Consider the following 12,077-nt stretch of genomic DNA (forward strand, 5'->3'; position numbering starts at 1 on the left):
CGGCTGTAGGGCAGCAGGGCTTTAGGGCAGTACGAGCTGCACTAGCTGTAAGAGCTGCACACGTCGCCGATGTCGCTCCGACCGGTCAGCCGGCGATTCCGCGCAGTTCGGCGTCGGGCGGCAGGACGCGGACCAGCTTCCGGTTCACGAACTCCCGCATGCCGAGCTTCGAGAGCTCGCGGCCGTAGCCGGATCGCTTGATGCCGCCGAAGGGGAGGTCGGGCTGGGTCGATGTCGGGTGGTTGACCCAGACCATGCCGGTCTCCACCCGCTCGGCCACCTTGCGGCCGCGCTCCACGTCGGCGCAGAAAACGGTCCCGCCGAGGCCGTACTGGCTGTCGTTGGCCAGCGCGACGGCCTCGTCCTCGTCGGCGACGCGGTAGACCACCGCGGCCGGGCCGAAGAGTTCCTCGGCGTAGGCACGCATCCCCGGCTTGACGCCGGTGAGGATGGTGGGCTCGACGAAGGCGCCCGGACGGTCGATCCGGTGACCCCCGGTGAGGAGTTCCGCGCCCTGCTCCACCGTCTCGCGGATCTGGTCGACCAGATCCGCGGCCGCCCGCTCGGAGGAGAGCGGGCCCAGGGTGGTCGACTCGTCGGCGGGGTCGCCCGGTCGCAGGGCCTCGAACTCGCGGCGCAGGCCCGCCACGAAGTCCTCGTAGACGTCCGCGAGGACGATGAAGCGCTTCGCGGCCACACAGCTCTGCCCGGTGTTGGCCATCCGGCCGGCCACCGCGGCGCCGACGGTCCGCTCCAGGCGCTCCCCGTCGAGAACGATGAACACATCACTGCCGCCCAGCTCCAGAAGGCTGGGCTTCATGTTCCGCCCAGCCCGCTCGGCGACCTGCGCACCCGCCTTCTCGCTGCCGGTCAGCGAGGCGCCGCGGACCACCGGGCTGTCGATGATGCGCGAGATCTCCTCGTGGCCCACGAACAGGTTCGTGTAGACGCCTTCGGGAGCGCCCGCGTCGAAGAACAACGACTCCAGGGCGAGCGCCGACTGCGGGCAGATGCCCGCGTGCTTGACCAGCACGGTGTTGCCGAGCACCAGGTTGGGGCCCCCGAAGCGGACCACCTGGTAGAGCGGGAAGTTCCACGGCATGACACCCAGCAGGACGCCGAGGGGTTCGCTGAGGAGGTACGCCTCGCCCTCGTCGACGTCGAGCGGCTCGGCGGCCGCGAAGGCCGGGCCGTTCTCCGCGTAGTACTCCAGGATCGACGCGGCGAGGTCCACCTCCCCGCGCGCCTCCGCGATGAGCTTGCCCATCTCCAGCGTGATGAGCTGGGCCAGCTCCTCCTTGCGTTCCCGCATCAGGGCGCCGGCCCGGCCGACGACGGCGGCCCGCTCTTCGATCGGCCGCTGCCGCCATGCGTCGAACGCACGGTTGGCCACGTCGAGCCGGGCGTCGACTTCTTCGCCCTCGATGGCGTCGAATTCCGCGACGGTCTCCCCGGTGGCCGGGCTCACGGTCGCGAACGAGCTCTTGCGCTGGTCTGACATGCAATCTCCAGAACGGTGAAAGGGGGGAGGAAGTGCGGCGGAATGGCACGTTCCGTCCCTCTCCCGGGTAACCGCGTCGCGCAGGCGCAAACGGTCCCGGATCGCCGTGGAGCAAAGCCGGTGGAACGAGCGCCCGGGACCGCGCCCCGGCGCCGACGAGGCGGTCGGCACCGGAGCGGGGTCGAGGGCTACGGGCTCAGCGGGGTCCCACGCGCGGAACCCGGCCAGAGGCTCGCGTCAGGAGTTGACGCAGGTGGTGCCGGCGGCCGGGTTGAGGGCGCCGGCCACGCTGAGGGTGTTGCCGCAGATGTTGATCGGCACGTGCACCGGGATCTGGATGAGGTTGCCGGAGGCGACGCCAGGAGAGTGAGCGGCGACGCCCTGGGCACCGGCGTCGGCGACGGCACTGGCACTGCCGGCCAGGACACCGGCCACGGCGAGGGCGGCGGCGGCAATCGCGGTTCGCATACGCATGTCTGTCTCCCACATGATCGAAAGAACGTTGAGCCGATATGAGACCCCGGCACATGATCGAAAAAGCCGCATTCACCACACCGGTCGCGTGTCGCCCTCGGAGCGGGAGAGGCGGTTCCGGAACCGGCTGGCGGGTAGGCGCAAACCGGTATGAAATGGTCCGCGGAGGGTCCCACCATGGCGAAGCAGGGCGAGCCGAAGGACGGGCTCAGCGAGTACCGCCGCAAGCGCGACTTCTCGAAGACCGCGGAGCCTCGGGCGGAGGCCGCCCACGGCAAGGGCCGGCAGCCGGCCTTCGTGGTGCAGATCCATGACGCGAGCACCCTGCACTTCGACTTGCGCCTGGAGGTGGACGGGGTCCTGAAGTCCTGGGCGGTTCCGAAGGGGCCCTCCAGCGACCCGCGTGACAAGCGGCTCGCGATGCCGACCGAGGACCACCCGATGGCGTACGCCGACTTCGAGGGCGTGATCGGCGAGGGATACGGCGCGGGAACCGTGATCGTCTGGGACTCGGGCACCTACCGAAGCCTGACCACCGATCGCCACCACCACGAGGTGCCCTTCGCCGAGGCACTGGGGCAGGGCCATGTTTCGTTCTGGGTGGACGGTACGAAGCTGCGCGGCGGCTATGCGCTGACCAGGATCCGCGGCTCGGCGGAGGGGGACCGCGAGGCCTGGCTGCTGGTCAAGGAGGACGACCGGCACGCATCGGCGCGCAGCAGCACCGAGCCCACCCGCGCCCGGTCCGCGCTCAGCGGGCGCACCCTCGGACAGGTCGCGCACGACGGGCGGTGAACCCCGCACCGGGTTCGCCCACGCGACGGCGGGCCTCCTCGCTTGCCGCCCGGCGCCCCGCACCCCCGAAACCCGGCGTTCGAGTGCCCCGCGCGACCGGCCCCGGCCGTCGTCCGGCCCTCTCGTGAGGACCGGCCCGGGTGGGTGGAGAAGGCTGGGACGGTCGATCTCCACCCCCGATCTCCACCCATGGGTCCAGGTGCCACAGGCCTTCTCGCAGCAGTCTTGAGGCATGACAACGACCGAGTGGATCACCGACATCGCTCTCATCCTCGTCGTCTTCCGGCAGCTGCGGGAAGGCCGACTCGACGCCAAGACCTTCTTGATCCCGCTGGGCATCGTGGGCTTCGTGGCGTACTCGTACCTCGGCACCATCCCCACCGCGGGGAACGACCTGGTGCTCATCGCGACCCTGATGGCCGTGGGCGCCGCGCTCGGCGTCGCCGGCGGCGTCTACACCAGGATCCGGGCCCTCGACGGGCACCTCATGATCAAGGCGGGCGCGGTCTCGGCGATCCTGTGGGTGGTGGGCATGGGAGCGCGCATGGGCTTCCAGCTGTGGGTCGAGCATGGCGGCGGCGCCGACGACGTGGCCCGTTTCAGCCTCGCGCACCACATCACCAGCGACCAGGCCTGGGTGGCCGCCTTCGTACTGATGGCGCTCACCGAGGTGGTCACCCGGGTGGGCACGATCTACCTCCGCAGCCGCACCCGTACGGCAGTCCCGCTCCCCGCCCCCGTCCTCGACCGCGTGGCCTGACCGTGCGCTATGTTCGGCCCGTGTCCGGCACCGACAGCACCCCGCCCCCTGAGCAGACCGACGTCCAGGGGGCGGGCCATCGGCCCGTTCCCGGACAGGATCCGCGTACGCAGTGGGCACTCACCCTCGCGGTCATCGTCGTCGGAGTCCTGACGATCCGGCCGATGGGCCTCAGCGGCCAGGGACTGGCCGTCGCCGTCCTCTTCGTGGTCAACTGCGCGGCGCTGTTGGGCCGGGGCCTGCCCGAACACCGGGTGTCCCGGCGCTTCGCCCTCGTCTGGCTGACGCTCGGCGTCATCGCGGCCGCCGCCCTGATCGGCGTCAGCAGCAGCGGTACGAGTTACCTCTTCGCCTTCTTCGTGGCGGGTCACCTCGGATACCGGCTCGACACCAGGGCGGCGCTCACGCTCGCCGGGTTCTGCAGTCTGCTCTGCGGCGGCGTCCTGTACTTCCACCTCGGGCCCGGGCACCTCGTACTGCCGTGGGTGCTCGGTCTCGCGACCGGCACCCCGGTCGTCGTCGGCATCGTCAACCGCAGTCAGCGCCAGGCCGTGAAAGCGGCCCTCGCCGCCGCCGAGTCCGCCGAACGCGCCGCCCGTGCGGAGGCGCAGACGGCCGTGCTGACCGAGCGCGGCCGGATCGCCCGGGACGTGCACGACGTTCTCGCACACTCGCTGGCCGGCATCAACATGCAGCTGGAACTGGCCGACGCGCTGCTCGACACCGGAGACCTGGAACGGGTCCGGGAGGCCAACAACAAGGCCCACAGCCTCGTCAAGGAGAGCCTCAAACAGGCGCAGTGGACCGTGCACGCGCTCCGCGAGGACTCGCTGCCGCTCCTGGAGAGCCTGGCCGCGATGGTCGAATCGTCGGGCCACCGGGATGTCCTCACCGTCAGCGGGACCGTCCGTGAGCTGCCGGCCCAGGTGACCCAGAACCTGCTCAGGATCGCGCAGGAGGCACTGACCAATGCCACGCGGCACGCCCCGGGCGCAGGGGTGGGCATGGAGCTGGCGTTCGGCCCCTCGGCGACCACACTGAGGATCCGCAACGGCCCCGCCCCCCATAAGGTGACCCCGAGTGCCGGCAGCGGGATGGGGCTGATCGGAATGCGTGAGCGGGTGGCCCTGCTGGGCGGAAGCGTGACCGCGGGGCCCATCACGGAGGGGCCGGATCAAGGTGGGTGGCAGGTGGAGGCAGTGATCCCGGTATGAGTGAACAGAGCGCCGAATCAAAGCAGTTGAGGGTCGTCGTCGCCGACGACCAGGCCGCGGTGCGCGAGCCGCTGGCCGCCGTGCTCGGTCTGGCCGACGACATCGAGGTCGTCGCGGCCGCCTCGGACGGCAGTGAGGTGCTCGCCGCCGTCGCGGCCGGGCCGGTGGACGTGGTCCTGATGGATCTGCGGATGCCGGTGATGGACGGGATCGAGGCGACCCGCCGGCTGGGCGAGGAGTTCCCCGATGTGGCGGTGGTCGTCCTGACGACCTTCGCCGACGACGACTCGATCCTGGGCGCGCTCGGCGCCGGGGCGCGTGGCTACCTCACCAAGAACGCGGGGCGCCAGGACATCACCCGGGCGATCCGGGCCGCCGCCGCCGGTCAGTCCGTGCTCGACCGCGAGGTCCAGGACCGGCTGCTCGCCACCGCCAGGACCAAGGCGCCCGCGCAGGGGCCGCAGCAGGGCCAGTCCCTGCCGGCGGACCTCACCCGCCGCGAACGCGAGGTGCTGGCGCTGATCGGCCAGGGCCTGCCGAACCGGGGCATCGCCGAGCGGCTCTTCATCAGCGAGGCCACGGTCAAGACCCACATCAACAACCTGTTCGCCAAGGCGGACATCCGCGACCGGGCCGACGCCGTCCGCCGCGCCATAGAGGCCGGACTGGCCTGAGACGGACGGACCCACCGGGCGCTTGCCGGGGGGGGCGCGGGCGGCCCCCGGCCACCGGTCGGTGCGACCGCACGGAAGGGCCGCCCCACCGGTGAATAGAATCTGCCTCATGTCGAAGCCTGACGAACTGCTCGTGAACGTCGCCGCCCTGGTCGAATCCGCGCAAAGCAATCAGATGTCCCTGACCGTGGTCACCGGCGGGACTGTCATCACCGGACGGCTGGCACCCGAGGCCGTGTGGCGCCAGAGGGTGTCGGACGTGCTCAAGGACTCGGACCAGTTGGGCGAGTTCTCCTCCGTCTTCGAGGCCGCCACGCAGGACGGCCCGCCCACCCATCTGCACTTCCACGTCGCCCGGATCCTTCAGGGGACGGTGGGAATCCCGGAGACGGGCGGCATGTACCGGGTGGCGATCGAGGACGTCAGTTCCTGGACCGTGGGGGACTTCAGCTACTCCGACCACTGAACCGACCCGGACCCTGGCGTCCGGTGCACAGCGCCGGGGCCAGGACCGCTACGCCGGTCCTGGCCCCTCCTGTGCTTCTGTGCCGAGCCGTGTCGAGCCGAGCAGAGGGCGCCCGCGCAAGCGGGCGCACAACGATCCCCGGCTCAGTCGGCGACCGGGCCGGACGGCGGAGCGGCCTGGACGCGGACCACCAGCGCATACGCACCCACGCCGAGCATCGAGTGCCCCGGGATCGGGCCGCGCGCCGTTTGCAGGGCCTCCACTCGGCCGTCGACCGGGTCGAAGGCGACATCGGTCAACTTGCCGATCTCCTCGCCGTGTTCGGTCAGCACGCGCTTGCCCACGAGGCCCCGCTGCGCCTCGGCGTCGACCGGGCCGAGCCGTGCGGTGCGGGCCGTATGGACCATGACGGCGTCCGGCCCGACCGCCTGGATGTCCTGCCACGCGACGGTTCCGCCGCCGCCGTCCCGGGCACCCCGCAGCCGGATCGCGACGATCTGGGCAGCGGCCGGGTCGATCACCAACTCCTCGACCGTACCGACCTGTTGGGCGTCCTCGACGTTGATCACCGAGCGGCCGAGTGTCTGACTGAGCAGCATCACAGCGTCTTCCCCTCCCCCGGCGCCGAGCCCGCGGTGGGTCCGCGCAGGAGTTCCTCGGCCAGGGCGCCGAGGTCCTCCGTGAACCGTCCGGCGGTGTGACCCGGCACGACGAGCGTGTCGCCGGTCATGGAGAGCCGGCCCTGTGCCGGCAGGTACACCTTGCGGCCCTTCTTGCCGAGCGCATCGGTGGTGGTGAGGTGGACGCCGACGACCCGCCCGTCCGCGCCGCCCTCGATCACCACGTCCAGGACCGTGCCGACTTCCAGTCCGCCGTCGGTGAGTACCCGCGCGCCCCGGACCTGACCGTGCCCGGCCTCGCTCCTGGCCACCACGGCGGCCCGGTCCTCCAGTACGTCGGTCGAGGGGATCATCACGGCGTCCGGCCCCAGGAAGTGCACCCCCGACCAGGGGAGGCTCTGCTTCAGGGGACCGGCGAGCAGACCGCGTCCGGCCAGTGTGAAGCCGGTGATCCGAGCGCCCGCCGCATCGAAGACGGTGTCCTTGACCTGGCCCACGGCCTCACCGCCGAGCGTGACCACAGGGCGTTTCGCCAGCTCGCCGGCCAGCATCAGTACGTTCATCGACCCCTCCTGGACCCGGAACGCCGGCCCCGGCGCACCACGATCACCCCGCCGCGCCGGCGCCGGGCCTGCGTGCCCAGTACCAGCCCGCCCAGCGCGAGCACCACGACCAGCGCGGCGATCAACCATGCCCACCAGACCACAACCCGCCACCTCCCCGAACTCCTCGTCATCTCATGCCTGTCGGATACCCCGTACCGGGCCGGCGAAGAGCGCGGGGACGTTGCAGATCATCGGCCACCGCGTGGGGGGACAGGTCGGCCGCCGCGAGGTGGGGCGCCCGGGGAGGATCGGGCGGCTCAGGTGTGCCAGAGTTCCCAGGGAGCGGGGCCCGTGCCGTCGTTCCAGGCGCGCAGGAGGTCGCCGTCGAAGCAGAGGATGGCGCACTGGGCGGCGTACTCCAGGGCCGGATCCGTGAATTCGCTGGTGGTGACCACGACGGCGAGTTCGGCGTCGTGCACCGCGTAGCAGGTGCCGCCGAAGCGCTGGAGATCCTGCGAGCCCACCTTGTGACCCGCCGAGTAGCACTTGCACTGGATGACGAGCCGGCGCCCGTCCGGGGCCGTGGCCACCACGTCCGCGCCGAGGTCACCCGCGCCGCCCACCACCTGGACGTCCGTGCAGCCGTCGCGGCGGCACAGGTCGGACACGGCGTCCTCGAAGGCCAGCGGGTCGATGCCGGCGGAGTCCACGGCTTCCGGGGCGCCGACCTCGGGCGGCAGAACGGGGTCCGCGACCACCGGGCCCGACGGCACGGCGGCTTCGAGCGTTGCTCTACGAGCCGCCCGCCGCAGCCACTTGCTGCGCACCGCGGCGGCCACCAGGAACATGAAGGCGAGCATGGCCAGCACGGTGCCGACCGGATGCGAGTGCGGGCGTACCGCCGACTTGAACGTCACGGCGACGCCCCAGATCACGAGCGCCACCAGACCAAAACCCAGCGCCGTGCTCCGCAGGCTGAACTTCTGGTGGCGCCGCCGTATGACGGCCGTTTCACGGCGGATGGGCATCGTCATCGGTGGTCTCCTTATGACATGGCGCCGGCCCTGAGGCTCGGGTCGCGCGGGTCGGTGATCTTGCCCGGAGCAAGATCACTCCCACATCTGCCCCACCCCGTCCGATCCACGCGGCGGGCCCGCTGCCGGCCTCGACTCCGCCTCGCGGCACGCTTCATGACGCCGCGTCCACCACCGCGAACGGCTGCGGCCGGGTCCGCGTGCCCCAGCGGGCGAGGGCGGGACCGGCCGCGCCCAGCGCCGCGAAGAACAGCGCGAGCAGCAGCCAGCCCGTCGCGCCGAGGCCGAGCACCACCGTGGTGAGGATGGCCGGGGCAAGGGCCTGGCCCGCGCTGAAACCGAGGCCGAGGAGCCCCTGGTACTGACCCTGCGCATGGTCGGGGGCAAGGCCGAAGCCCAGGGCGAAACCGGCCGAGGACTCCCAGACCTCCCCCAGGCTGTGGACGAAGACCGCCGCCAGGACCAGGCCCGCGGTGGCCCAGACCGGGGTGTAGGCGGCGAGCGCCATCATCGGGCAGCTGACCAGGAAGAGCAGCCCGGCGACGCGGAACGCCCTGCCGCCGTCGTGCGGGGTCTCGATGCGGGAGCCGATCCTGGTCTGGAGCAGCACGCAGAAGGCCGAGTTCACGGCGAACAGCGCGGCCACCGTCCAGCGCGGCGCCTCGGTGTGTTCGGCGATCCAGATCGGCAGGAGCAGGGAGACGACGGGGTATTGCAGCCCCATGGCCCCGTAGAGAGCGGTGAAGACGAGGTACGGGCGGTCGGTGAAGGCGAGCCGGCGGCGCTCCCGCGGCGGGGCGGGCAGTACCGGATAGCGGGGCAGCAGGAGAAGCAGCATCCCGCACAGGGCGAAGCTCGCCGCATTGCCGAGGATCAGGGCGACATAGGCCTCACGGGTGCCCGCGGCCAGCGCCAGGCCCGCACCCACCGTGCCGAGCACGACTCCGAGGTTGACGAAGGTGCGCAGCTTCGCGCGGAAATGGGCCGGCCGTTCACCCCCGACCCGGGCCACCAGGGCGCCCCAGGCCGCTCCGCCGACCGCCGCGGCGATCTGGTCGACCGTCGCGATGACCGTCAGCAGGGTCCAGCTCTCGACGAGGACCAGGGTCGCCATCGACACCGCTTGGACCAGGAGGGCCAGCATCATGTTCGTTCGCGCACCGCGCCGGTCGGCGAAGTGCCCTCCGGGTATCCCCGCGCACAGGCCGATCACTCCGGCGACGGTGAGCGCGGCGCCCACCTGTACGGCCGGCAGGCCCACGATCAAGGTGAAGTAGAGCGCCGACGCGGCGTTGAAGAGACCGTTGCCGACCCGGTTGACGAAACTGGCGGCGATCAGCACGCGCTCCGGCCCGCTGTCCCCCACCATGCTGCCGATCCGGCCCGCGAAGCTCCCCTTGATCATGGCCCGTACGCTAACAGCGGCCGCGGAAGCCGCCGCGTCCGCATCGAGCACGGGGTGCGGCGTCAGGCGGCCCGCGCCGAACACGAGGGTGTGCGAGGCGCCTGTCAGCACCTTCGCTTATCAGCACCTCGCCGACCCCACCACCCGACGGGGCCCGGTGCGCCGATGATGCTCGTGTACGGGTACAACCGGGCGGTCGGCCGTTTGGCTGCGCGGCGCGGGGGTTAACCGGATGCCATGGGATTCCTGTCAGCGAAGCGGGTGTCAGCCGGGGTGGACCCCTCGGGCCGAGACGACGGAGCCGGGCGCGGCGCTCCGGCAGCCGCCCTGCTCGACGCGCTGGACGCGCTCGGCGGGGCGAAGCAGCTGGACAGGATCGCGCGCCCGCTGCGCAAGGCGATTCGCGCGCTGCCGCTCGGCCCGTACCGGGCCGTCCTCCAGGGGCGGCCCATCGGCCATCCGCTGCACCCCGTCCTCGTGCAGGTGCCGATCGGCGCGTGGACGTCCGCGGCGGTACTCGACCTTGTGCCCGGCGGGGGCCGCAACGCCCGGCTCCTGGTGGGCCTGGGCGTCGTCTCCGCCGTGCCGGCCGCATGGGCGGGTTGGGTGGACTGGGCGGAGCAGCCCGAGCGGCAACTGCGTACGGGCCTCGTGCACGCCGCGTCGAACGGCGTGGCCATCGGCCTGTACGCCGGTTCCTGGGTCGTTCGGGGCCGGGGCAAGCCGGTGGTGGGGCGGCTTCTCGCATTCGCCGGCCTCGGCGTGGCCGGCGTCGGCGGAATGATCGGAGGCCATCTCGCCTTCCGGCAGGCGGCCGGCTCCAACAAGACCGAACCGGTCGACCACCTGGTGGCGCCGGGATGGCACCCCGTGGGCAGCGCCTCGGAGTTCACCGAGGGGCAGGGGGTGCGGCGCATGCTGGGGGAGGTCCCGCTGCTCGTGGTGCGGGAGCCGCACGGAGAGTTCCACGTCCTGGTCGACCGGTGCAGCCATATGGCGGGCCCGCTCTCGCAGGGCAAGGTGGCCGACGGATGTGTCGAGTGCCCGTGGCACGGCAGCGCCTTCCGCCTGACGGACGGTCAGAACATCGCAGGCCCCGCGACCGCGCCCCAACCCGTCTTCGAAACCCGGCTCACGGAGACCGGCACGCTGGAAGTACGACTCCCCGACGCCGTCCGAGCCCGCACGTCCGGACCCGGAACACCTGGAGCAGTGGCGTCGATGCCACCGCGGATCGAAGGCGATTGAAGGGGGTTGAAGGGGGTTGAAGGGGGTTGGGGCATCCAGGTCCAGCTCAGGTCAGTTTTAAGCAAGGCGCAGGTAAAGGATATGATCTTTTGGTAACGGCCCCGGTCCCCCGGGGTCGTCTCCCATTTTCGAGAGCGAATACATTTCATGAGCGACCAGTCCCCCAACGCGTACGGAACTCCGCAGCCCGGCGGGATGCCGCCTGCGCCGACTCCGTACGGCTACGACCCCTACGGCCGTCCGTACTCGGACAAGTCGAAGATCGTGGCGGGCGTCCTCCAGCTGTTCCTGGGCACCTTCGGCATCGGCCGCTTCTACACCAAGCACTTCGGCATGGCCATCGCCCAACTGCTCACCTGCGGCGGCCTGGGTGTCTGGGCGCTGATCGACGGGATCCTGCTCCTCGTCAGCGACGGCAAGACGGACGCGGACGGCCGCGTGCTGCGTGGCTGAACTCCCGCACCACCAGGCGGCGCCCGGGGAGATCCTCCCCGGGCGCCGCCCGCGTCTGCCCTCCGCCGTGCCGCCCATCGCGGCCGGCCTCGCCGCGGCCGCGGGCCTGTTCTACCTCTACGGGCACAGCCCCTTCGACGCAGCGCAGCTCCTCCCCCGCTGCCCCTTCCACTGGGCGACCGGCCTCAACTGCCCTGCGTGCGGCGGTAGTCGGATGACGTACGCCCTGCTGCACGGCGATCTGCCGACCGCTCTGCGCGCCAACCCCGCGCTGTGCGCGGCCGCCCCCCTCGCGGCCTGCCTCTACGGCCGTTGGGCCGTCGCGGGCGTGCGGGGCCGGCGGTACCGGCTGTCGCTCGGCCGCCGCGGCGTCGCCCTCATTCTCGGCACGGCGCTCGGCTGGACGGTCGTCCGCAACATCGTGGGCTGCTGAATCCCTTTCCCCGCGCGGGACTTGGCCCTTGACCCTCACGTGGCGTCAGGCCATGACCGACGCCCTCGGCGGCCGGATGCCTATCTGGAGGACCATGTGCGCCGTGCGATGTCGGTGTGGACGAAGGTCGGCACGGCGGCCGAGGGGCGAGCCGTGCGGAGCCTCGGCGAGGACCTGGATTCGGGCCGTTGGGCCGAGCGCAACAGCGATCTCGTCGATCTCGACGCGGCGGATCTCGGCCTCCGCCTGCTCACGGCGTGAGCGCGGGCAGGATGGGTGCCGCGCCTGCATGCGTCAGGGCGTGACCGCGGCGCGCTTCGAGAGGTCGAGGGTGAAGGCCACACGGTCGAGGCCGGGGCCGCCGTGGTCCGGCCTCGTCCCGCACGGCGAGCACACGGGGATGATCTTCCTCGGCAGGGCGCCGGGCGGTCAGGCCGATGGGCAGATCATTGATC

13 protein-coding genes and 2 pseudogenes are annotated in these 12,077 nt (G+C 71.6%); 9 read left to right on the top strand and 6 right to left on the bottom strand.

Annotation, left to right across the window (positions count from 1 at the left end; all coding sequences use genetic code 11):
- Positions 1–85: 85 nt before the first annotated feature.
- Both CG740_RS17930 and CG740_RS17935 read right to left on the bottom strand, forming a co-directional pair.
- Positions 86–1,501 (bottom strand): NAD-dependent succinate-semialdehyde dehydrogenase, encoded by a 1,416-nt coding sequence (locus CG740_RS17930; protein WP_100576171.1) that lies wholly within the window; start codon positions 1,499–1,501, stop codon positions 86–88.
- 237 nt (positions 1,502–1,738) lie between these two features.
- Complete coding sequence (locus CG740_RS17935; RefSeq protein ID WP_376211688.1) at positions 1,739–1,975, bottom strand: chaplin; 237 nt, start codon at positions 1,973–1,975, stop codon at positions 1,739–1,741.
- A 177-nt stretch (positions 1,976–2,152) separates the two neighbouring features.
- On the opposite strand from CG740_RS17935, the gene CG740_RS17940 reads away from it, so the two are divergent.
- From CG740_RS17940 to CG740_RS17960, 5 genes are all read left to right on the top strand, one after another.
- Positions 2,153–2,770, top strand: coding sequence for a DNA polymerase ligase N-terminal domain-containing protein (locus tag CG740_RS17940; RefSeq protein ID WP_100576173.1), 618 nt, complete (start codon positions 2,153–2,155; stop codon positions 2,768–2,770).
- A gap of 232 nt (positions 2,771–3,002) precedes the next feature.
- Positions 3,003–3,530: a hypothetical protein gene (locus tag CG740_RS17945; protein ID WP_100576174.1), complete on the top strand. Its 528-nt coding sequence runs from the start codon at positions 3,003–3,005 to the stop codon at positions 3,528–3,530.
- Between the two features lie 2 nt (positions 3,531–3,532).
- Entirely contained in the window at positions 3,533–4,744 is a 1,212-nt protein-coding gene (locus CG740_RS17950) for a histidine kinase (RefSeq protein WP_100576175.1), read from the top strand.
- A complete protein-coding gene (locus CG740_RS17955) occupies positions 4,741–5,418 on the top strand; it encodes a response regulator transcription factor (protein ID WP_100576176.1) in 678 nt (225 codons plus the stop codon). The genes CG740_RS17950 and CG740_RS17955 overlap by 4 nt, the downstream gene beginning before the upstream one ends.
- A 109-nt stretch (positions 5,419–5,527) precedes the next feature.
- Positions 5,528–5,884 carry a hypothetical protein gene (locus CG740_RS17960; protein WP_100576177.1) on the top strand — a complete coding sequence of 119 codons (357 nt, stop codon included), beginning with the start codon at positions 5,528–5,530 and terminating at the stop codon, positions 5,882–5,884.
- A gap of 143 nt (positions 5,885–6,027) precedes the next feature.
- On the opposite strand, the gene CG740_RS17965 is transcribed toward CG740_RS17960, so the two are convergent.
- From CG740_RS17965 to CG740_RS17980, 4 genes are all read right to left on the bottom strand, one after another.
- Positions 6,028–6,483, bottom strand: coding sequence for a PRC-barrel domain-containing protein (locus tag CG740_RS17965; RefSeq protein WP_100576178.1), 456 nt, complete (start codon positions 6,481–6,483; stop codon positions 6,028–6,030).
- Positions 6,483–7,067, bottom strand: coding sequence for a PRC-barrel domain-containing protein (locus CG740_RS17970; RefSeq protein ID WP_100576179.1), 585 nt, complete (start codon positions 7,065–7,067; stop codon positions 6,483–6,485). Before CG740_RS17970 ends, CG740_RS17965 begins: the two co-directional genes overlap by 1 nt.
- Positions 7,068–7,366: 299 nt before the next feature.
- Complete coding sequence (locus CG740_RS17975) at positions 7,367–8,083, bottom strand: restriction endonuclease (protein ID WP_100576180.1); 717 nt, start codon at positions 8,081–8,083, stop codon at positions 7,367–7,369.
- A 154-nt stretch (positions 8,084–8,237) separates the two neighbouring features.
- On the bottom strand, positions 8,238–9,488 hold the full coding sequence (locus tag CG740_RS17980) for an MFS transporter (protein ID WP_100576393.1): 1,251 nt from the start codon (positions 9,486–9,488) through the stop codon (positions 8,238–8,240).
- Positions 9,489–9,725: 237 nt separating this feature from the next.
- Here CG740_RS17980 and CG740_RS17985 point away from each other — a divergent pair, with 237 nt between their 5' ends.
- The 4 genes and pseudogenes from CG740_RS17985 to CG740_RS18000 all read left to right on the top strand — a co-directional run.
- A complete protein-coding gene (locus CG740_RS17985) occupies positions 9,726–10,736 on the top strand; it encodes a Rieske (2Fe-2S) protein (protein ID WP_100576181.1) in 1,011 nt (336 codons plus the stop codon).
- A 168-nt stretch (positions 10,737–10,904) separates the two neighbouring features.
- Positions 10,905–11,189: pseudogene (locus CG740_RS17990) on the top strand (TM2 domain-containing protein); the annotation flags it as partial.
- Positions 11,182–11,622, top strand: a complete 441-nt coding sequence (locus CG740_RS17995; protein ID WP_234376330.1) for a DUF2752 domain-containing protein — start codon at positions 11,182–11,184, stop codon at positions 11,620–11,622. The pseudogene CG740_RS17990 and the gene CG740_RS17995, both read left to right, overlap by 8 nt.
- 66 nt (positions 11,623–11,688) lie before the next feature.
- Positions 11,689–11,883, top strand: a pseudogene (locus tag CG740_RS18000) (SAM-dependent methyltransferase); the annotation flags it as partial.
- Positions 11,884–12,077 lie beyond the last annotated feature (194 nt).

It is taken from the genome of Streptomyces sp. CB01201 (assembly GCF_002803085.1).
GTDB lineage: Bacteria > Actinomycetota > Actinomycetes > Streptomycetales > Streptomycetaceae > Streptomyces > Streptomyces hundungensis.

Coding starts and splice junctions, on each gene's coding strand:
- CG740_RS17940 (WP_100576173.1), top strand. CDS start 2,153: ATGGCGAAGCAGGGCGAGCCGAAGGACGGGCTCAGCGAGTACCGCCGC.
- CG740_RS17975 (WP_100576180.1), bottom strand. CDS start 8,083: ATGACGATGCCCATCCGCCGTGAAACGGCCGTCATACGGCGGCGCCAC.
- CG740_RS17980 (WP_100576393.1), bottom strand. CDS start 9,488: ATGATCAAGGGGAGCTTCGCGGGCCGGATCGGCAGCATGGTGGGGGAC.
- CG740_RS17985 (WP_100576181.1), top strand. CDS start 9,726: ATGGGATTCCTGTCAGCGAAGCGGGTGTCAGCCGGGGTGGACCCCTCG.
- CG740_RS17970 (WP_100576179.1), bottom strand. CDS start 7,067: ATGAACGTACTGATGCTGGCCGGCGAGCTGGCGAAACGCCCTGTGGTC.
- CG740_RS17945 (WP_100576174.1), top strand. CDS start 3,003: ATGACAACGACCGAGTGGATCACCGACATCGCTCTCATCCTCGTCGTC.
- CG740_RS17935 (WP_376211688.1), bottom strand. CDS start 1,975: ATGCGTATGCGAACCGCGATTGCCGCCGCCGCCCTCGCCGTGGCCGGT.
- CG740_RS17965 (WP_100576178.1), bottom strand. CDS start 6,483: ATGCTGCTCAGTCAGACACTCGGCCGCTCGGTGATCAACGTCGAGGAC.
- CG740_RS17930 (WP_100576171.1), bottom strand. CDS start 1,501: ATGTCAGACCAGCGCAAGAGCTCGTTCGCGACCGTGAGCCCGGCCACC.
- CG740_RS17960 (WP_100576177.1), top strand. CDS start 5,528: ATGTCGAAGCCTGACGAACTGCTCGTGAACGTCGCCGCCCTGGTCGAA.
- CG740_RS17955 (WP_100576176.1), top strand. CDS start 4,741: ATGAGTGAACAGAGCGCCGAATCAAAGCAGTTGAGGGTCGTCGTCGCC.